Annotated in this window: 25 protein-coding genes, 1 other RNA gene and 1 pseudogene; 23 read left to right on the forward strand and 4 right to left on the reverse strand. The window is 38.8% G+C overall.

The window, feature by feature from the left end:
* Positions 1-57 precede the first annotated feature (57 nt).
* Positions 58-933 (reverse strand): arylamine N-acetyltransferase family protein, encoded by an 876-nt coding sequence (locus AC0VYE_RS11665; protein ID WP_475448056.1) that lies wholly within the window; start codon positions 931-933, stop codon positions 58-60.
* 205 nt (positions 934-1138) lie between these two features.
* On the opposite strand from AC0VYE_RS11665, the gene AC0VYE_RS11670 reads away from it, so the two are divergent.
* The 3 genes and pseudogenes from AC0VYE_RS11670 to AC0VYE_RS11680 form a co-directional block, all read left to right on the forward strand.
* The gene (locus AC0VYE_RS11670; RefSeq protein WP_076269558.1) at positions 1139-1363 is read left to right on the forward strand and encodes a spore coat associated protein CotJA; all 225 of its coding nucleotides are present in this window, start codon (positions 1139-1141) and stop codon (positions 1361-1363) included.
* Positions 1364-1365: 2 nt separating this feature from the next.
* Positions 1366-1629: a spore coat protein CotJB gene (locus tag AC0VYE_RS11675; protein ID WP_144376813.1), complete on the forward strand. Its 264-nt coding sequence runs from the start codon at positions 1366-1368 to the stop codon at positions 1627-1629.
* 43 nt (positions 1630-1672) lie between these two features.
* Positions 1673-1873: pseudogene (locus AC0VYE_RS11680) on the forward strand (manganese catalase family protein); the annotation flags it as partial.
* Between the two features lie 137 nt (positions 1874-2010).
* Here AC0VYE_RS11680 and AC0VYE_RS11685 read toward each other — a convergent pair.
* The gene (locus tag AC0VYE_RS11685) at positions 2011-3603 is read right to left on the reverse strand and encodes a recombinase family protein (RefSeq protein WP_475448058.1); all 1593 of its coding nucleotides are present in this window, start codon (positions 3601-3603) and stop codon (positions 2011-2013) included.
* Between the two features lie 240 nt (positions 3604-3843).
* Positions 3844-4053, reverse strand: coding sequence for a helix-turn-helix domain-containing protein (locus AC0VYE_RS11690; RefSeq protein WP_475448060.1), 210 nt, complete (start codon positions 4051-4053; stop codon positions 3844-3846).
* A gap of 63 nt (positions 4054-4116) precedes the next feature.
* Between AC0VYE_RS11690 and AC0VYE_RS11695 the strand changes: the two genes are divergently transcribed.
* Complete coding sequence (locus AC0VYE_RS11695) at positions 4117-4260, forward strand: hypothetical protein (RefSeq protein WP_475448062.1); 144 nt, start codon at positions 4117-4119, stop codon at positions 4258-4260.
* Here AC0VYE_RS11695 and AC0VYE_RS11700 read toward each other — a convergent pair.
* Entirely contained in the window at positions 4241-4903 is a 663-nt protein-coding gene (locus AC0VYE_RS11700) for a hypothetical protein (RefSeq protein ID WP_475448065.1), read from the reverse strand. The two genes, AC0VYE_RS11695 and AC0VYE_RS11700, sit on opposite strands and share 20 nt — an antisense overlap.
* Before the next feature lie 244 nt (positions 4904-5147).
* Between AC0VYE_RS11700 and AC0VYE_RS11705 the strand changes: the two genes are divergently transcribed.
* The 19 genes from AC0VYE_RS11705 to AC0VYE_RS11795 all read left to right on the forward strand — a co-directional run bounded on the left by AC0VYE_RS11705 (position 5148) and on the right by AC0VYE_RS11795 (position 18565).
* Entirely contained in the window at positions 5148-5342 is a 195-nt protein-coding gene (locus tag AC0VYE_RS11705) for a hypothetical protein (protein WP_475448068.1), read from the forward strand.
* Between the two features lie 144 nt (positions 5343-5486).
* Positions 5487-5672: a helix-turn-helix domain-containing protein gene (locus AC0VYE_RS11710; RefSeq protein ID WP_475448071.1), complete on the forward strand. Its 186-nt coding sequence runs from the start codon at positions 5487-5489 to the stop codon at positions 5670-5672.
* 181 nt (positions 5673-5853) lie between these two features.
* Entirely contained in the window at positions 5854-6030 is a 177-nt protein-coding gene (locus tag AC0VYE_RS11715) for a hypothetical protein (RefSeq protein ID WP_475448073.1), read from the forward strand.
* Between the two features lie 19 nt (positions 6031-6049).
* Positions 6050-7228 carry an Alp7A family actin-like protein gene (locus tag AC0VYE_RS11720; RefSeq protein WP_475448074.1) on the forward strand — a complete coding sequence of 393 codons (1179 nt, stop codon included), beginning with the start codon at positions 6050-6052 and terminating at the stop codon, positions 7226-7228.
* Positions 7225-7560: a hypothetical protein gene (locus AC0VYE_RS11725; RefSeq protein ID WP_475448076.1), complete on the forward strand. Its 336-nt coding sequence runs from the start codon at positions 7225-7227 to the stop codon at positions 7558-7560. Before AC0VYE_RS11720 ends, AC0VYE_RS11725 begins: the two co-directional genes overlap by 4 nt.
* Before the next feature lie 62 nt (positions 7561-7622).
* Entirely contained in the window at positions 7623-7784 is a 162-nt protein-coding gene (locus tag AC0VYE_RS11730) for an aspartyl-phosphate phosphatase Spo0E family protein (protein WP_475448078.1), read from the forward strand.
* 5 nt (positions 7785-7789) lie between these two features.
* Positions 7790-7945 carry a hypothetical protein gene (locus AC0VYE_RS11735; RefSeq protein ID WP_179089852.1) on the forward strand — a complete coding sequence of 52 codons (156 nt, stop codon included), beginning with the start codon at positions 7790-7792 and terminating at the stop codon, positions 7943-7945.
* Positions 7946-8027: 82 nt separating this feature from the next.
* Positions 8028-8363, forward strand: a complete 336-nt coding sequence (locus AC0VYE_RS11740) for a hypothetical protein (RefSeq protein ID WP_475448080.1) — start codon at positions 8028-8030, stop codon at positions 8361-8363.
* Positions 8364-8418: 55 nt separating this feature from the next.
* The gene (locus AC0VYE_RS11745; RefSeq protein ID WP_441883435.1) at positions 8419-8670 is read left to right on the forward strand and encodes a hypothetical protein; all 252 of its coding nucleotides are present in this window, start codon (positions 8419-8421) and stop codon (positions 8668-8670) included.
* A 177-nt stretch (positions 8671-8847) separates the two neighbouring features.
* On the forward strand, positions 8848-9741 hold the full coding sequence (locus AC0VYE_RS11750; RefSeq protein WP_475448082.1) for a hypothetical protein: 894 nt from the start codon (positions 8848-8850) through the stop codon (positions 9739-9741).
* A gap of 13 nt (positions 9742-9754) precedes the next feature.
* Positions 9755-9824: hammerhead ribozyme type II (locus AC0VYE_RS11755), an RNA gene on the forward strand.
* A 169-nt stretch (positions 9825-9993) separates the two neighbouring features.
* Positions 9994-10656: an ArpU family phage packaging/lysis transcriptional regulator gene (locus AC0VYE_RS11760; protein WP_475448084.1), complete on the forward strand. Its 663-nt coding sequence runs from the start codon at positions 9994-9996 to the stop codon at positions 10654-10656.
* Positions 10657-10684: 28 nt separating this feature from the next.
* Complete coding sequence (locus AC0VYE_RS11765; protein WP_475448085.1) at positions 10685-12148, forward strand: hypothetical protein; 1464 nt, start codon at positions 10685-10687, stop codon at positions 12146-12148.
* A 787-nt stretch (positions 12149-12935) separates the two neighbouring features.
* The gene (locus AC0VYE_RS11770; RefSeq protein WP_475448087.1) at positions 12936-13931 is read left to right on the forward strand and encodes a hypothetical protein; all 996 of its coding nucleotides are present in this window, start codon (positions 12936-12938) and stop codon (positions 13929-13931) included.
* Between the two features lie 123 nt (positions 13932-14054).
* A complete protein-coding gene (locus AC0VYE_RS11775; protein WP_475448089.1) occupies positions 14055-14939 on the forward strand; it encodes a hypothetical protein in 885 nt (294 codons plus the stop codon).
* Positions 14940-15466: 527 nt separating this feature from the next.
* Entirely contained in the window at positions 15467-16519 is a 1053-nt protein-coding gene (locus AC0VYE_RS11780) for a CpaE/TadZ family protein (protein ID WP_475448091.1), read from the forward strand.
* Positions 16520-16530: 11 nt separating this feature from the next.
* On the forward strand, positions 16531-17214 hold the full coding sequence (locus tag AC0VYE_RS11785; protein WP_475448094.1) for an EAL domain-containing protein: 684 nt from the start codon (positions 16531-16533) through the stop codon (positions 17212-17214).
* A 65-nt stretch (positions 17215-17279) separates the two neighbouring features.
* A complete protein-coding gene (locus tag AC0VYE_RS11790) occupies positions 17280-18080 on the forward strand; it encodes a metal-dependent hydrolase (protein ID WP_475448097.1) in 801 nt (266 codons plus the stop codon).
* Positions 18081-18163: 83 nt separating this feature from the next.
* Positions 18164-18565: a hypothetical protein gene (locus tag AC0VYE_RS11795; protein ID WP_076269575.1), complete on the forward strand. Its 402-nt coding sequence runs from the start codon at positions 18164-18166 to the stop codon at positions 18563-18565.
* Positions 18566-18578: the final 13 nt, after the last annotated feature.

Raw genomic sequence — 18578 nt, forward strand, 5'->3', positions numbered from 1 at the left:
TCTCTGAGGTTTATTTGATTAGGACATCTATAAGGAGATAGTAAAAGCCTTTTTTTGTTATGATAATGAGGCTTTTGCTATTTTCCATTGTTCATGAGCAAGCTGTATTCTTTTCCATAGTTCATCCCGTTCTTGACTGCTGTAGTTGACGAGTTTTTCTTCAAAAACCTCACCCAACACCTCGAGCCACTGGGATTGACTCACTAATTCCGTCTGCCTCACACCGTCAGTTCCTCGTTCATTCCAAATGCAGCCCCTTATTTCATTGCTTCCGCCAGCATGTCTATTTCGAATTAAAAACATATTGATCCATGGAGATTCTGCGGAGCGGCTGTAATGCTCATGCTTAGGCTCAAACTCTGTCATATCCGCCAAAACGGTAGAATCATAATCCACGCCAACAAATGACGCAGATGGATCATGCTCTAAGCGCCATCCATTTGGAACAACAAGAGATTCTGTTACTTTATAAATAAATGGGTTCTGATTATACGTTCCAGCAAGAAGAGGCAGCGGCTCAAAAGGCATATCGCCTAATCCAACATCAATAATCCATTGTTCTTCTTCGTTGTTTTCGTTCAACAAGTGAACGGTTAGTCCAAGGTGAAACGAGTTGATACGAGGCTCGGCACCTAGTGGCTGTACGCCTGCCCGGTGGAATGAAACCTTGTATCCTAATGAACGCAGAAGCTGGCTAAATGCGCCATTTAAATGAAAACAATATCCGCTTCTGCCATGGATAAGAAGCGGGACGGATTGATTGAGTTGAATTCCTGCGGGTTTACCTGCAAAAACATCAATGGTTTGCCAAGAGAAAACTCTAACATGGGCTCTATGAAGCTCAAATAGAAATGCCTTGGTTGGCTCCTGAATTTCTGAGATACCGAGCCTGCTTAAATAAGCTTTTATTTCTTCTCTCGTCAACGGTTCCATAACGATTCACCTCTATGGCTCAAACATCGTTTTGAGCTTCTTTATTTTATTGCCTTTATCACATCCTAAACGAGAAAGAGCTAGAGAACAATGTAGAAATGCAAAGACTGTACCGGTACAGCGTCATTCAATGAATGGTTAGTCATGATGGCCAAGTCCTTATACATATACTTTTTTGAAGAGCATACCGAGAGGAGACATCTGCGTGAATAATCAGGTGCGTTATTATAAGCCGTTTATTAGCCCTTTAGATCCCTGCCCGCCTATAAAAGTAAAAAGCTTCAGCACGCCGCCTCAATTATTTATTACCTTTCAACCGCCCAATTTACCTCAGTTTTCACCTCATGAAGCATTGAGATATGGTACACTCTGGCCCATGTTGTATAGCCCATATGATCCGAAAAACGACAGACAGGAAGAAGGTGATTGACGGTGGCGATCATACTTGATGAAGAGTATTACAAGCTGCTGCATGATTTGCAGGCGGTAGATTTTGTACTCGTGGAGCTGAATTTATATTTGGATACTCATCCTACAGATTCCAATGCCATACATCAATACAACCAGTTCGCACAGCTAAGATTGCCTATCGTACAGCAGTATGAATCGAAGTACGGGCCTTTAAAGCATTTTGGCCAAAGCTTCTCCACCAATCCTTGGTCATGGAATGATACACCATGGCCGTGGCAGGTATAAATAGTGGATAGAGCCAGTAGGAAAACTAGAGGAGGCACCGTACATGTGGGTTTATGAGAAAAAACTGCAATATCCCGTTCGCGTAAGCAAATGCGATCCAATGATGGCTAAGTTTCTAATGGAGCAATATGGCGGTGCTGACGGTGAGCTTGCAGCAGCGCTTCGGTATTTAAACCAGAGGTACACGATTCCGGATAAAGTCATTGGATTGCTAACAGATATAGGCACTGAAGAATTCGCGCATTGTAATTAACAGTGATATTTGAACAAGTAAAAGTTATTAATGAAAGCTAATAAGGGAAAGCGTGTGAGGAGTATTTAAGTACTCATAACAAGTAAAGAGGGGAATATCCAATTATTGGATTATCCCCTCTTTACTTGTTATGAGTATTTTTCAGGCAATTTAGGAAAAATTTCTAGAGTGAATTTATCTTCAGCTCCAGACCATCTACCTCCGACAAGTTTGGTATAAGAGATGCTGCTAACAATTGATTTAAGCAGTATATTTTTTTCTTCAATTGATTCTGCATGCTTGTAGATATCGAGTACATGTTCAACTTGAGGAATGATTTGCTTTCTTGCTTTATCTCTTTGCTGATCAAGTTCTAAAGTTTCTTTTGTTTGTGCTAACGATGCTTTTACTTCATTTATCCGTTCTTCCAGATTTTTAGAACGTTCCAAAAATACTTCGATAGAATATACTTTAAGTTCTAAGAGGTCGTGTAAAGAATTACGTTGTTTTTCTAAATCAGTTAGTCTACCTGTAATTGATTTTATGGCGGTTTGGTTTGCTTTTTGCTTCATTTCATCAAAAGAATTCAGTTGAGGTCTTTTTTTCTCCCAATCTATCTTGTAAGATTCCAACCATTGTGATAGGCCCTGAAGTACTCGATCCTCAACGATATGAAAGTAGGAACCTTTGTTTTTACAAAGTGAAGTAGAGCAAATTAAAACATCAGGATTACGTCCATTATAAGATTTTTTTACTATTGGTCCTCCGCATATTCCACATCTCATTAAACCTGCTAATGGATTAGCAGCTCTTCCAGACTTCGGACCTGAATTATGACTATTTTGATTTCTTATACTTTCAGCTTTATTAAAAATATCTAAATCAATAATTGCTGGATGTAGTCCTTTTTTTTCAATCCAATCTGCACGTAATTTTCTTGGTCGACTCTTTGATTCACGTTTTTTAATTAACGGTCTTGACTTCCAACGAACATTACCAATGTATATCGGGTTCCTCAAGATTCCATTAATAGTTGGTACTACCCATTTCCTATTATTCGCTGTAGGGATATTCAAATCGTTCAAATGATGTGCTATCATTTGGCAACCCATATGTTTATCAGCTGTATTAGTATATAGTGAAAAAATTAATTGCACTATTCTAGCTTGTTCTGGGTGAGGTTCTAATGTGTAGCCCTTCCCAGGGAGCTTAACTCTTTGATAGCCATATGGGGGGATATTCCCCATATACCTTCCTTCATTAACTCCGTCTTCTCTTCCACCCTGCATTCGTCTAGTTATGGTTTTAAATTCTCTACGGCTCATGAACAAACCAAATTCAAAGTATTCTTCATCATTTATATTATTTGGATCGTATATCCTCATTGGCGTGATAATTAATGTATTGGAGTATTTAAATGCTTGAGCAACAATACCCTGATCCATTGTATCCCCACGTGCAAGACGTTCAACTTCAACAACTAAAACGCCTCTCCAACGTCCGTCTTCGACATCATTTATTAATCGTAACATCTCTGGTCGTACAGAAATTCTCTCACCGGTTATCGGTTTCTCTTTGTATATTTCAGTAACATTTATTCCAAGCTTCTTTTGAAGAGCAATAAGATTATTTAAATGCCTTGAATAAGTATCTTCTTCACCATTACCTTCAGCTTCGATATCTGCTCGTGATTTTCTTAAATAAATACAAAATTCACCTTCAAATGTAACACTGCTAGACAAATGTAATAACTCCTTTCATTTTAGTCCGATTATAACATGACTTTAATAAAACATAAAAAATCATCTTGGGACTTTAGAATCAGTTTATAGTGCCATGATTCGACATATATAGTGTTTATATTATGGTATTATGTCAAAAGTGGTTCTTTTATAGGAGTTCTATAGACTAATGGTAACCTTATAAGGTTACTATCTCGGTGGGGAGGAGCATTATGCTCACTGCCGTTTGCCATAGTTTATTTAGTCCCAAGAGTATAGATCTTCCATATTACAATTTAACATCTCAGAAGATTTTTTAAGGCGCAGAACAGATAGTTTTCTATCACCGGAGATTAGCTTTGTAACAAAAGCTTTGGAAACTCCAAGTTGCCTTGCATATTCTGCCTGCGATATATTACTACGGGCTAATAATTCTGGTAAACGGCAGTTCCCGTACCGGGGAGAAGCCATAGAAACCTCCTACTTTATAATATTTTTAACAAGCTACTAGTATAACTACATGGGGGTAATATTATGAATAAAAAAAATTTGGTAAATATTCTTTCTAACTTTAATATCGATCAGCTGAATGAAATGCTCTTAGAGATTGAAGGTGAAGAAAGTTCTGATGAATTTCGAAGGTATATTTTAATATGTATTAATCTTTTGAAGCAATAAATTCAGCAGTTCTTAAAATGTGATCAACTTGCTCATCAGTTAAATTGTCTAATATTTCTAATAATTTTTCTTTTCTCTCATCACTTAAATGAGCTTCTAATTTCTTTAATTTTTTATTCTCAACTATAATTTTTTGAATTGATTCATTTAATTGATCGAGTGATGGGATTTCGGTCTTTGTTCCATCTTTGCTTATTATTTCAAATGTAAAATGTCTAGACATATTAATCTTCTCATCATTACTTGCTTTTTGAAAAATATCTTTAATCTTTGTTTCATCAAATGAAGAATTTTCTTTGATATTTTCAAAATCATTTTGATTATGTCTATAAAATTTTTCTGCATATATTTCTGAGACTGAGTTAAGAAAATGCTCAAAACCTTCCTCCCCTAAATCCTTTAAAATAGGTTTTAATCTCTCTGTTTGCGCAGCAATTATTAATGTTTCAAAATCTCCTTTGGTTGCAGTTGCTAATGCTTTATTAATTTCTTCAGAAGCTGGTGGGATATCATTATTAATTAATTTACTAATATAAGCTTGCGAAACTGGAGTACCATTTTCAGAACATCTTCTTGAAATTTCTCTTAACGATAAGCCACTTTCAGTTACATACTTTTTTAATGTATCAACGTATTTATTCATTTTTACACGCTCCATTCTACATCAGTAATTATAGACGAACGATAACTAAAATTAAACATACAAAAAATGATAACAAAAAAAGAATCATAGCTATTGACTATTGATGAATAAAAAGTTATCATTTCTCGTAAGTGATGAATTATAGTTATCGACTATTACATACATATTTTTTCAAGGAGTGTGATTTTCAATGGCTGTCCAATCAATCGCAAAGCATATATATCCTTATGGGAGGGATTACCTGATGAATAACAAGCTAAAACCACATAAGGAGCAGCGAGAAAATATTAAAACAATTGAGATTGGAAATTCGAAGATAATTATTCGAAGTACCGAATGTGTATCAAGTACCGAAGAAGTTGAAACTATTCTCGATGAATTTAGTCAAATTGGTTGGTCTATTCTTGAAAAGAAGTTTAACACTAAAAAGGAAGAATAATTCATTTTTTCTTCTCGAAGTAGCGAAAAATAATATGAAGGTTTTTTAGTAAATGCACTAAAAGTTCCTTGGAATGATAATTATTTTTTCAATTGATTTAATCATTTAGAGATAATAGATTTCTTTGAAAGGAGGTATTATACGATGTTAAGAGTTAAAGACATTCGAGTATTTCAAGGCTTGTCACAAACTGAATTAGCATCAAAATCCGATATAACTCAAGCTTACTTGAGTGAAATTGAATCAGGTAAGACGAAACCATCACTCCATGTTTTAGAAAAATTATCAATAGCTCTAGAAGTATCGATGAGTAAATTGTTTGAACCTTAAGCAAATTTACAATAGAAAAGATGATCGACTGCAATCGATCACCTTCTCTGGAAAGTATAAAATTGGGTCTAGACACCTCTAATATTACACTTTCCTCTAATCACTCTGCAATATCCCCTTGTAAATTAAATATCTCTTCTTTTAATTAGTTTTCCTTTTTTAGAGCACCGGAGGTTAATAAATGAAAAAAATTAAGACATATTTCAATTGGACTATCTACGAAGCATTCTCTAAGAATGAAAATGGAGGTTATAGATTTGCAGCATATCTTCCAGATGATGGACCTGACGTTATGGGATCACCAGAATGGCAAGCAGATAACTTGGACGAAATTATTGATTTCATAAATAGCTACTAATTTATAGGAGGAATTACAATTGAATATTGATCGTATAGTTACCGACTTTGGTAATTCGGTTGGCCAGAATATGATTGATGGCCATTATTTTGAGATGCCTTCTTCCATTAAAGAAATATCAGAAAAAGAATTTCAAGGTATGTTTGCACATAGCGTTCCAAAAGAATCGCTTGATGCTCACCTTGTAATTAAACTTGTTGAGGATTCGCATGAACGTATTTTCATGGTGGGTAAACGAGCTCAGACAGAGTTGCTTGGAAATGTTCATATCTATACGCTACATGATAAAACAAAATCCGAGACAGTTTGGGTAACTTGGCTTGCTGGAATAGCTCTCTATCATGCATTGAAGTGTCCGGAGTTGAATCAAGATACGATAACCATTGAGTATTTTGGAACGTTATTACCCGTTTGGTTAGTTAAGAAAGCGAATAGTTTTAAAGAAAAATTAGCCATTATGGCAGGTCGTTTTCTTGAAGAAACCTCGTTTGAACTTATTACACCAGGATTTAGTCGCGAACTGAAGATTAAGGTGAATTATGCTGAGTGCCGCATAGAAGGAGAAAATGCGCGACATGCACTGAAGCTCGACCTTGAAGGTAATCCAAGGGAAGAGGCTAAGAGGTACAAAGAAGCATTTACGGTCATAGATGATATTGGAGGTCAAAGTCAAGATTTATGTAAGCTGCAGCCTGATTTAAACGGAGCTCAAAAGTCAGATGATTTTGTATCATCAACGGATCAAAGTTACTTATCTGTTTTAGAGAAATTAAGAACGGACAAGCTTATGGATTATTTTAAGGACGTTCGTTCTCTGGAATCCTTTATCCTCACACACATTGAGTCTAGAAGTTTTGTATATAGAGATCCAGTATCTCATAAAGAATTTCCTCTAACAGAGGATATTGAGCCGGTACTAAATGATTTTGCAGCAGTTGCCATGAAAAAGTCGTTACAAAGTTTCAGTTTCATGCAAGGCGATTTAGTGTTTTACGTACATATTGGTGGTGTAAATCAAGCGCTCCGCGAATACATGATGGAGTATTTATGTAAACAGCTGGGTGAGACAGTAGCAAAGAAGTATCATATATTTCCCGAAGATTCGCGCAAATTGAATATTTATGCTTCAGAAATCATTGCCAAAAATTACTTAAAACGCAACATTCCAGTTAGCGTAAGGATCGCTAATTCAGAATGATACGCCGAAATCAATACAACATCAGCGCATTAAAATTTACGGACGAAATACATGCCTTTTTAGAGCAATTATCTATAAGTCGTGAATTATCTGAATGGGTAGCACAGCAAGTTAAACAGGAGATAAGACGTAACGGTACGTCAACGGGTACATGCTCCTGTAATAATGTAATGGGTGAATTGAAAGAGATAAAGCAGCTGCTTATCAGCGGCTGCTATAAATCCATTCAAGAAGAACCTGAAGTCAAAGAATCTAAAACGATCATGAAACAAATTAGTAGCGACTCGATCAATCAGCTCATTGTAGAAAGTGATTTGGAATACGGTTTTTAAAGTCATTTTATCAAGATGGCGGCAGGCGTGAATCATAAAATCTTTTAAATGGAGGAATGGATGTGCTGAGGGATGGGCTTGATCAAACCATTGAGCAAAAGCGACTCATGATGCAATTTGCAGCTAATCAAAATAACAATAATCTCGTACATCCAGATGTGGTAAAGGCGAGTCAGGAACTGGACGAGCTGATTAATTTAGCGATGCAAAAGGAGAGGAGGTAAGACAGATGGAAGCTAAAGGTTTCCCTTATCAACAAGATTTAAAACAGCTTGTTGAAGGAGAAAAAATCGTGCTGTATCTCGCTGAAAAAGCATATATCGTGCAGCTGGCAACGGATGAAGAGTTGGAGAAAATCAACCAAGGGTTTTTTATTATGACATAGCCGAAACGCCCAGCATGGGGCGTCGCGAGGTAAATAGCCATTCCTCGCCTGAAGATGGCAGGCTAGATTGGAGGCAAAATGGATGGGGGTTGCTAAGTTAAAATCATATTCAGAAATGGATCTTATCGATGGCATTACATATGACAAACATTATCGGATGACATATCATCCTGATTTTCATTTGAATCACGGAATAAAATTCTCAAATGAGGATTTGGAATACTTATGTATGTTTTATGGGATCGATAAAAATCGAACTTTGGCTTTTGGCTTAGGTCGCACGGAGTCAGTGATTCGATCAAAATATGAGTATCTTAAGAGAAAGGGCCTTATTGATTACTATCGTAATCGTTATCTAAGAAAATACGAAGCATTTGATTTAGCCGAAACGCTCGTTCCAGGCGTCGTGAGAAGATAACCGCTCTCACTTGATAATGGTAGGTTGAAATTACTAGCAAAGTGAGGGGATTTACATGAAGAAGTATGAGGATTGGAAGGGCAATATGGATGATTTCTTGAAAATTGGTGATGAGGTTGATGAGGAGTTTTACGATTATTTTTTGAACGTGTTACCTCCAGCATCCTGGACTTCTTCTCTCGTCCAAATCGGTGAACCTCATAGCCACGTTGGGGGAAGGGCTACTTACGCCACGATAGCCAAAGTTGATGGGAAATGGATTTATAGAGGGCATTGTCATAGAGGTGAAACCTCGCATGCAAAATAGCTTGCAGGTTGATGCATTTGAGCAAATTCATGACTTGAAAGTAGATTTGCAGAATCTATTGCAATCTGTTGAGGGAGAGAGGAAATTGATTCGTCAATTACTCTCTACCACAAACCGGTTGGCCAGTAGCACTTATTCTAGAAATTCTGCAGGATTTAATAAGGATGGGAGGATATTATGAAAATCTGTTATCGGGAAATTAAATTTCGTCGTGAAAACTTAGCACTGATTCACAAGGTCAACGGAATTATTGATGAATATATCTCTAGAGGATACTCGTTGTCACTTAGACAAGTTTATTATCAACTGGTCGCACGAGATATCATACCGAATACTGAGCGCAGCTATAAAAATTTGGGAACGCTCGTATCGGATGCTCGAATCTCAGGTCTGATTGATTGGGATGCGATAGAGGATCGAACACGAAATTTGAAAGGGAATAGCCATTGGAATACACCAGGGGATATTATGTACTCCGCAGCAAGTAGCTTTGCTTATGATAAATGGGCCGACCAGGACTATCATGTCGAGGTTTGGGTTGAGAAAGATGCCCTCGTTGGTGTGGTTGGTACGATTTGCGATCAATTAGATATTTCATACTTCTCATGTCGTGGTTATGTAAGCCAAACGGAAATGTGGGTCGCAGCACAGCGGCTAGTCCGAAAATATGATGAAGGTAAAGAAACGGTAATTATCCATTTGGGAGATCATGATCCTAGTGGAATTGACATGACCCGCGATATCGAAGCGCGATTAAATATATTTGAATCCTTTCCATTAGTGCGACGAGTAGCTTTAAATATGGATCAAATTGAACAATATCTACCGCCTCCCAACCCAACTAAGCTTACAGACACGCGAGCTACGAGCTATATATCGGAGTTTGGTTATGAATGCTGGGAATTGGATGCGCTTGATCCACAGGTTATGGAACAAATCATTGAGACGAATGTATCTGAGTTTTTGGATATTAAGCGTTTTAATGCAGCAGCTGCTCGTGAGAAAGAAGCAAAAGCGACAATACGGAAGGTAGCGGATCATTGGGATGATATTAAAAAACGTTACGCTTAATAATGTACACAAGAGCCGAAACGCCTGGCTTAAGCAGGCGTCGCGAGGAGATTGGTTACCTCGCCTGAAGATGGCAGCCAACAACGGAGGGAGTGACAAATCTTGATTTGCATACATTGCGATAGACTATGCCATCCAATAGACGAGGGACTTTATTACTGCGATTATTGTAGCCAACAATTTGAACAAACCTTATTACCTTTAGATGACCTATATGTTGTCCCTGTTAAGCGAAAGGAGAGAACGACGATCATGCGGAGAAAAATATCAGTAACCGAACAAAATATCGCATCTATTCCTTTATCCTGGCTTACTGTACGTTATGGCCAACTTAAAAAACAATTGCGGACTACGATCACACCTGAGCTGGTTCAAGAAAGTTCGCTCATTGCGACGTATATGGCAGAGTCGGGTAACGGCTTTGATGATTTCTATGCGGGAGCAGAGCAAGTGGAGCTAAACATACCGCAGACTAAAAAAGAAGAATATGTTCCTCTGGTGGAGGAGTTGCTTGAACAGTATTTTTTAAATACAAAGCGCAAACGCAAATTAGAGCTCGATTTAGAAACTATGCAATCTCAACTAGCTTTGCCAGCCATGACCGCCTCCTACAGTGGCATGAGCGGTGGCGGTGGCCCTGCAAGTCCTATCGAGGCCGAGTACATCCGAAAAGAACAGCGGATGACAAACAAGGCACAGGAAATAGCAGATTTAGACATTGAAATAGATGAGATGGATCGAGCATTATCCCGTTTATCATCGGAGCAAAGTGACTTAATAAAAAAACGCTATTTAGTTCGTACAAAACCATATGATTATGAGTTGCTGGAACAAATGCTTTATAATCGTCAAAAATATTTTCAACTAAAGCACAATGCATTATGCAAAATAGCTACCAGCTTGAAAATTATTTAGAACCACTCAACTAGAAAGGAGCAACCCTATGCTGAACGAACAAAAATCAATCATCCAGCCAATTCACACTAACACACCTATTAAGTTCAGCTACCGCTTTTTACAAGCTTTATTTGCTATTGAAGAAGGATTCGAAGCACGTCAGACGTTTCGTTCTCCGAGTGGACGAGCAAGACTCATGCATCATCTTACTAAAGCAGATTTGCAGCTTGCAATGACGCTTCAGGTTGGCATTCAGACAGTAGGTATTTCCACATACATCAATCGTCATATTATCTACTTAAAGCTGAAGGAACTCTTTGAAATGCCCGTAAACAAAGATCAGTTTTATGCATCCTATCATAAATTTGTTTTGCATAAGCTCATACTTGAAACAAAAGAAAAGTATACGGGTACGCTATCCATTAGCCTGCCCTCGTATTTAGAGCCTGACGGTCAGTTAGGGCGATTTATTTTGCTGCCTTCACTAGTAATGAGAAAGGCTTTTACATCGCTGTCTATAGCGGCTCAGAAGCTTTATATCTATGGTTGTGGCCAACAAGGAGATGAGAGACGTAAACTGCTGCAGCTTAATTTCTCTAAGCTTGGGCAGCTCATACATCGTGAGGATAACAGTCATATTCGGAAGGTATTAGAGCAGCTGGGATCAACTATGGTTATAGATGGTCAGACATTGTTTTCAATTGCACGAATGGAACGTAACTTATTCGGTGAACCAAAAGCAGTATTTCAGGTGAATGCGGCACTCATGCCAAGGCATATCACCGGCATGCATTATCGCTCTATTTTTCCTGCCAAAAAAAGCTACCGCCGCTTGATTGCCCAAATAAAGGGCTATTTAGTGGCTATTGGTTGTGATTCAATCCTGGATTGGCAAAATGGGCAAGGTTTGCTGCAGCTTGCTGCGCTGCTGAAGGATAAAAGCCAAAGTGTACTGCGATACGTTATGGCTCGCATTAAAGAAAGCTTTGATATCGATGGTGAGCATCCAGAGAAGGCAATAGATCGCATACGACTTGAAATGCGAGATAAAGGGGCAGCTGCACTACTGGCCATTACCAAAGAGACAGGTATCATAAGATTTGTGAAGGAAAGCAAGCGAGAAGATTTTGTACTCAAGCTGAATGGTTTTATGAAGCCAGGATTTAGAAAGTTATGCCGCCGCGCTTTACTAACACTGGAACAACAGCATGCCCTACCAGGCGCGTTTAATACACTAGACTATAAGTTGTCGACCTTGGCTGCTGAAGAGCTGGAGTTGAATGTAGATCTACATACATTCCGGACGATGGCACTGGCCAAGCGCATCGATCCTACCGCCTTTAAGGATATGATTAGGGATGCCGGTTATCGTATGCGTGAAGGCGAATCCTCAGAGTCATTGATGCAATGGATGGCTTGGGAAATGGACAAACTTCCTACATGGAAGCCTATACCTGATCCGCCACAGGATTTTTGCCTCGCTACATATTTAAAAACAATGCAAGCTTAGCCCTCAGCCCTAGACTCTAGGATAAGGGCTCTTTCGCGTTCCCCAATCCCATATAGTCCTCTGCTCTAATACTCTTCAATGCTTCTTTCAACCTTCAACGACCATAATGAACAAAGATTTTATCAACCATTTATTAGCAAAATAAAACAATAAATTTTTGTAGCGTCATTTTCGAAAATAAACAGATAAAAAAAGCTTAGAACTTGCCAGTACCATTGTTCTTTGCAAAAACAAGAAAATTAGATTTTGATTTTTTAGTTTTTTCCGTTTTTATAAGAGGCTTTTTAATAATAGTCTGCTTATATTCGGCAAAATAAGAATAGGTTCGTTTTTATTCGGAAATGTCTCGTAAATGATGCGCTGTTGTTAGGGTATGTCGAATCGTAATCGTTTAATCTTGTAATCGTTAAAGGTTATAAACGTTTTCATCATCAAGTGTAGATTTAAAACAAAGTTTGATAATTTGGAATAAAGACTGATAATATTTCGGTGTAGACTACAAAAACAGTGCTTCATTAAACTAAAGGGCAGGATAGTTCAACCATACTTTTGAATATATTCATCGGAAAGATTTCAGCCTTGCCCACATTATCGATTCCATCGGCCTATAAAGCAAAGATCCCATGCTTATTTCCTCGTACTCTCTAATGCGTAAACCCTCATCGAATCGAAGCCCAATAACACTCAATTATTCGTGTCGAAAATGATCACATACTGCTATAATGGGATATCATACCAATCCCAGACATTGGATTACTACGGGATTCACTGAAGGAGAGAGAGACTCATGGTTAAGCTTAACAAAATCACTTTATTTCTACTTGTTGTTATCGTGGGGGCCATTTTTTCTACGGCTTCCGCTTCAGCGGCGACGGCAATTAAAACGGCCACCACCAGCTACCAGTATGGGGCCGCAGCTTTTGATCCTAAAAAGACTTATTCCCAGATCTCAAGCAAGGACTTAAATGTACAAGAAAAAGGTGATTACACCATCGTGACTTGGAGTGATCAATCTAGTCTTGATGGTACGCATTTGTATATGAGCGTGGCGAAGAAAAACAAGTGGCTCTTCCGAGGGAAAGAAGTTTTGTACATCGATGATTACTATAATTCTTTCTCGACGATGATAACAGTTGCAAATAACTATATTTTCTATGGGAACAATGAGCACCTCGCCGTTAAAATTGTCAATTTGGATGATGGAAAAACTATCAGTGAAAAAACGCTTCAAACGTGGAAAGATGCGAACATCTTCACTTCCAATTATTTCTACCCGATTAGAACAAATGACCGCTCGGGGGTGTTATACGAAAATGGCGTTGGGAAATATACCATTTATCTTGAAGGTGAACTTGCGAAGCCGCTGACAATAGAAGACCCGAAAAACGTACTTAGAAATCAGCTTATGTCAAAATTTCGTCCGATTGTTCTTACGACCAAACGAGATCGCCTAATCTTTAGTACATGGTTGGGCTCGACCGTATATAACATCAATAAAAAGGACATGAGTTACGACGAAACGGGTCAAGTTAAGAATTATCCTGGAACTTTGTTCTATGCAGGCGGGAAGTTTTACAACTACATTTCAAGCACCAACCCGACGATCCAGTCGCTTGATGAAAATTTCAAAACATTATCAACGACATTGTTTAAAGATACAAGCAAGAATCTAACAAGTGGAACGGCTACCGTTGGAAGTGGCAATGTGGTTCGATTTTGGAGCTTTAATAACTACCAAAATACCAATTCACTTCAAGTAACCAGCTTTAACCTTAGCAAATAATAATAAATTTCCTAGCATAGAAAAAGGAGCTGAATCATCGGCCCCTTTTTCTTTCTATTTCGACCTGGTGGTGTCAAGAAATTATTCCCATGAGAGTTATTTGATTTCAGAGAGGGAGAATATATGCAGATATTAGATAATCCAGTCACGATTGCAGCTACAATTAGCGGTTGTATAGCTTTTACAGGTATAATAGTGCAAACGATTTTGTCGCTATCAAAAAATAAAAATGAAGTTAAAAGTAGTTTTGAAAAGACATTAATCGAGAAAGTTGAAAAGATTTATTCACCTTTAACATTGTTATTTCATAAGAACCTTGAATGTCAATGTTTAATAGATAAAGAAACAGATGAATTACTAAGTAAATATGGGTATTTACTTTCAATAAATTTATTTGAAGATATACAAGAATTAATTCTTATTGAAAGGAAAATAGATGACGTATTAAACTATAAATCAGAAGAACACCAAAGTCTTAAAGAAAAGATCAGAGACCAATGCAAAAAAGATTTTTCTGAGCTTCAAAGCATACAAAATAGACATTTCAATAGGTATAAATGGCGCTTCACTTCAAAATGGTCTGAAAGAGCTGTAATAATGGGAATTAAGATTGTTTGTGGATTAACGGTTCTATTTTGGTTGCTTTATGCAGTAAGTGATTTCTCTAAATCACCTAATATTTTTAATACACAATTTCAAACGTGGTTGGAGCTTCTTGCAATGGGTCTTGCAGCGATCGTTATGATTGGAACTCTTATTCTTATATCAATCGGACTCATTTTAATTATTTCAGGAGTAGAATATATTAAATATAAACTGAATAAGAAGAAGATCGCTTTCACGAATCTAAATTACGTTCCGGAAACTGGCGATTATAAATGTTTAATTTGCGGAGAGACTTCACGTAAGGTGAAATATAGCTTGTTTTCCAACTGTACGATTAAACACAAATTCCATCAAATTATATTGGGATTCCCACGAATCTTTATTTGGAAGTCTGAGCGATAGTTAAAGTAATGTCTTCTACGTTTATAATAAATGGTTTTTTTTAAAAACTTTTCTTCTAGATAGTTTATGTAAGATTCGTTGAGCTCTTCACAAAAGTTAGAATAACGACCGTGAAAAACTAAACTCCGTCAGCTCTGAAGTGCACCCCTTAAACTGTACATTGGAAAACCCAAGAGGCAGCGCCTGCCGTTTGGCAGCCTTTTGTTAAACTAAAGGGCAGTTTAGCGTTGTGGCTTGTACTGTTAAAAGAAAATGCAGTAAGTAAACCGGTTCAGGTAACTCATTAACCTAACGGGGTAATAGCATACAACGAAGAGCAGGCACTGAGTAGCCTGCTCTTTTTATTCTTTTCCCATTTTTATAAACACTTGGTCTCCTTAAAGAAAAACCAAGAGTATGTAGCTTTAAAATTATCAAACTTGATTATAAAGCTACATCAATCCCTGTATTTTTAAATATCATACTATTTGCATACGAAATGCAAACGATGACAATGAGAAAATTAGATATACTGAAAGAGTAGAAAAATGAGAAGCGAAAAGCCGTCAGACATGAGCTGGCGGCTTTTACTCGTTTATGGAGGTGACAGAGGATTGCATGTCTTGATTTACAATTTAGAAGTAAAAGAGATACCGCCGCCAGCGTACCGGCTGCATGTATGTAATGATCAAAAAGAAATGGAAGGCATGCTCCTAAAAATGACGGTTACCCTTATTGTCATGCCGGAGGAGCATGCTGGATTGATTGAACGTTTGAGCTTGTTCGCACCCAATATCCCCATTGCTATTGTGGTCAAAGAGCATTCTCATCAACATGCACGTCACTGGACCTCACAAGGTATTGCTTGGGTTTGGCCAGAAACCAACTGGGAGAGACATTTGAATCTTACGCTCGATGCTCCGCTGCCTGAGACACAATTAGCGGATAGCCAAGAAAAGGTAGTATCGCAAACGTATGATCAACCAACTATACTAATTGCCGTGGCAGGGGCTTTTGATGGGGCAGGAAGTACACATCTATCTTTTGCGCTTGCGAACTACCTAGCTAAACAGGGCGATGGTAAAGTGGCCATTTGGGAGGCTGGTCGCAATCCCTGTTTCGAATTTCTTGCTTTTAATCACAATGGGGTAGTCAATACTAAGCCACGCTTTGAAATGGATAAAGTGACTTACTTTAAAAGCACAGTAGACATGGATTGGGTAGAGTCTTACGCTGAGCAATTTCGCTATTTAATCGTTGATCTTGGCAATATTAATACGAGTGAACATACGAGTCTTTTCTTTCGGTCAACGATTCCGGTCTTGGTCGGGTCCGGTAGCAGCTGGCGGCAACGTGAGCTCGTGCAGCTTTGCCGCAAACATATTCATAAGCCGCAAGAAAAGTGGCGAGTCGTATTGCCTATGGCTTCAGAAGACGCCAGGGATGAAATGGCGGAAACCTTGGCTGGAAGACAGGTTATGTCCTTACCAACTTGCGATCCCTACCAGTTGTCTGAAGAAGCAGAGCAGGTGATCGAGCGGATTCTAAATATCACTACACGAAAGCCAGCAGGTTTCTTTGGACGATTTATAAAGCGTTAGGAGGGAAATGAGTGAGCTATATCTTACGTTACCAACCCATAGTGGATATTTCGCGAGGACAGGAGGTTATTGGGTATGAGAGCTTTGTGAGTGGATCTAGGGGAGAGAGTCCAGCTGAGCTCTTCAAACGTTATGCTGGACAAATCGCACGTTTTGATAGTGAGCTCATGCATACAGCCATCGCGGAAGCCCTACCAAGGCTCCAACCGCAGCAATTGCTATTTTTAAATGTACATCCTAAAACGTTATTAGCAGGCGTGTCATTACCTGAAGGCCATGCTAATCAACTGGTACTGGAAATCATGGAGAGCACGATCTACAGTGCGCGTATAAAAAGGCAGCTGCAGCAATTGGCCTTGAAAGGATATACCATGGCTTATGATGACTTTGGCAAACGAAATGCCAACTTAGACCGGCTGCTGTCTACGACATTTCGACCATCATGGATCAAACTAGACAAGGCGTTTATCGCGGCATATGCTGAACCTCAAGTGCCTCTTATCATAAGATACATGCTAGAGTTATGCGAGCTCTTGCATACTAAGCTCATTATCGAAGGTGTGGAATCAGAGGAACAATTGCAATTGCTTCATACCTGTGGTGTCCGGTACGTCCAGGGCTATTACCTAGGCATGCCAAGCCGTGTTATTGAAGGGAAATCAATCAGCTCTCAGCCACTTCAAGCAGTAAAATAAGCGATTCACCATACCTGGGTGAATCGTTTTTTTATGCGTAAAAATCGAGAGAGGGGGTGAAAACAATGAACAAAGCAGGACATGTGGCACTAGGTGTGGCCGTTGGATCGGGCCTGCTTTCACTCTTGCCACAAATGGACGGACATATGGCATCGCCCATAGTCTACATTTTAGCTGTTGCGGTAGGGAGCCTGGCACCGGATTTAGATCATAAGACCAGTACGGCTAGTAACCTCATTCAGCTCTCTACACAAAACCGAAGAATGGCTCAATCACTTGGTTTGCTACTTCTTTTAATCGCCGCTGCCATATGGGGACTCCCTAGACTTGGACTCGACCTAGACAACGTATGGGCAAGGAGTACACCGCTTTGGGCTGCTGCAGGCGTTTTATGCTTATTGCTTGCGAAGCTGCGTAGCCTGGTATTGCTTGGCGTAGGAGCCTTATTACTTGCGGCATACGCGATGTATGATTGGCACTGGATCACAGCTTTTGCAGGCGGGGCATTACTTATTCTTCCCATGGTGAAGCATCGGGGGATCATTCATACGCCAGAGTTTGCGCTAGCCTTAAGTATTGGAGCCTTTTCTTTTGGGCAGCAAAGCGATCTATGGATGGTGCAGGCCATTAGCATGGGGCTTATCGTGGGCTGGTGGGCGCATCTGATCGGTGATCTATTTGGACGTGAGGGGATTGGCTCCTTAATCTCAAAAAAAATACATGTGGCTTTACGGCTTTTTGATAATGGAGGCACCGGTGAACGGTTATTGTCGGGGTTGTGTTGGGGAATTAGCATTGTTTGCTGGATCGTCTTTCTAATGCCAGAAGATTGGCGAATGGAGGCTTTTCTATCTTCAATCCTATAAAACTCCTATAAACATTTCTACTTAAAGAGATCAAATGAGCAATAGTCCTATAAAAATCCTACAAACGGAAGGTGTTTTTAACAATGAAGATTAAAAAATGGTTGGTATGGCTGCCTATGATGATTATGGTTTGGATGATGCCGGTGATGGCCTATGCGGCAGATGAGAGTAATCCAATTACAAAACTAAAGAAGTATTTCAAATTCGATTGGAAGCTGCTTGATGGGCTTGGTTTCATGTTTTATGTCGTGATGGTTCCAATTACGTTTATGATCATCTTTCTATTGGTTTACAGCATATACGATATTATCCGTTTTGGCATAAAAGTCAAACAAGCAAAAGAAAGTATGGGTAATAAGAAGTTTTGGATTGAAACGGGCGTTGTATTCCTCATTATCTTCTTCTTCTTCTCCGGTCTATTCCTAGATTTTCTGGAGCAGGTATATAACTGGACGAGCACACAAGATATTACATCAGGAATGTAATGCTTAGTTATCT

It is taken from the genome of Pristimantibacillus sp. Z349TD_6 (genome assembly GCF_056173205.1).

What these genes read in the sequence shown, in the direction of transcription:
- AC0VYE_RS11770 (WP_475448087.1), top strand. Translation starts at nt 12,936, where the DNA reads ATGGTTAAGCTTAACAAAATCACTTTATTTCTACTTGTTGTTATCGTG.
- AC0VYE_RS11690 (WP_475448060.1), bottom strand. Translation starts at nt 4,053, where the DNA reads ATGGCTTCTCCCCGGTACGGGAACTGCCGTTTACCAGAATTATTAGCC.
- AC0VYE_RS11765 (WP_475448085.1), top strand. Translation starts at nt 10,685, where the DNA reads ATGCTGAACGAACAAAAATCAATCATCCAGCCAATTCACACTAACACA.
- AC0VYE_RS11705 (WP_475448068.1), top strand. Translation starts at nt 5,148, where the DNA reads ATGAATAACAAGCTAAAACCACATAAGGAGCAGCGAGAAAATATTAAA.
- AC0VYE_RS11775 (WP_475448089.1), top strand. Translation starts at nt 14,055, where the DNA reads ATGCAGATATTAGATAATCCAGTCACGATTGCAGCTACAATTAGCGGT.
- AC0VYE_RS11745 (WP_441883435.1), top strand. Translation starts at nt 8,419, where the DNA reads ATGAAGAAGTATGAGGATTGGAAGGGCAATATGGATGATTTCTTGAAA.
- AC0VYE_RS11700 (WP_475448065.1), bottom strand. Translation starts at nt 4,903, where the DNA reads ATGAATAAATACGTTGATACATTAAAAAAGTATGTAACTGAAAGTGGC.
- AC0VYE_RS11750 (WP_475448082.1), top strand. Translation starts at nt 8,848, where the DNA reads ATGAAAATCTGTTATCGGGAAATTAAATTTCGTCGTGAAAACTTAGCA.
- AC0VYE_RS11740 (WP_475448080.1), top strand. Translation starts at nt 8,028, where the DNA reads ATGGGGGTTGCTAAGTTAAAATCATATTCAGAAATGGATCTTATCGAT.
- AC0VYE_RS11790 (WP_475448097.1), top strand. Translation starts at nt 17,280, where the DNA reads ATGAACAAAGCAGGACATGTGGCACTAGGTGTGGCCGTTGGATCGGGC.
- AC0VYE_RS11710 (WP_475448071.1), top strand. Translation starts at nt 5,487, where the DNA reads ATGTTAAGAGTTAAAGACATTCGAGTATTTCAAGGCTTGTCACAAACT.
- AC0VYE_RS11780 (WP_475448091.1), top strand. Translation starts at nt 15,467, where the DNA reads ATGAGAAGCGAAAAGCCGTCAGACATGAGCTGGCGGCTTTTACTCGTT.
- AC0VYE_RS11795 (WP_076269575.1), top strand. Translation starts at nt 18,164, where the DNA reads ATGAAGATTAAAAAATGGTTGGTATGGCTGCCTATGATGATTATGGTT.
- AC0VYE_RS11735 (WP_179089852.1), top strand. Translation starts at nt 7,790, where the DNA reads ATGGAAGCTAAAGGTTTCCCTTATCAACAAGATTTAAAACAGCTTGTT.
- AC0VYE_RS11725 (WP_475448076.1), top strand. Translation starts at nt 7,225, where the DNA reads ATGATACGCCGAAATCAATACAACATCAGCGCATTAAAATTTACGGAC.
- AC0VYE_RS11665 (WP_475448056.1), bottom strand. Translation starts at nt 933, where the DNA reads ATGGAACCGTTGACGAGAGAAGAAATAAAAGCTTATTTAAGCAGGCTC.
- AC0VYE_RS11695 (WP_475448062.1), top strand. Translation starts at nt 4,117, where the DNA reads ATGAATAAAAAAAATTTGGTAAATATTCTTTCTAACTTTAATATCGAT.
- AC0VYE_RS11760 (WP_475448084.1), top strand. Translation starts at nt 9,994, where the DNA reads ATGCGGAGAAAAATATCAGTAACCGAACAAAATATCGCATCTATTCCT.
- AC0VYE_RS11715 (WP_475448073.1), top strand. Translation starts at nt 5,854, where the DNA reads ATGAAAAAAATTAAGACATATTTCAATTGGACTATCTACGAAGCATTC.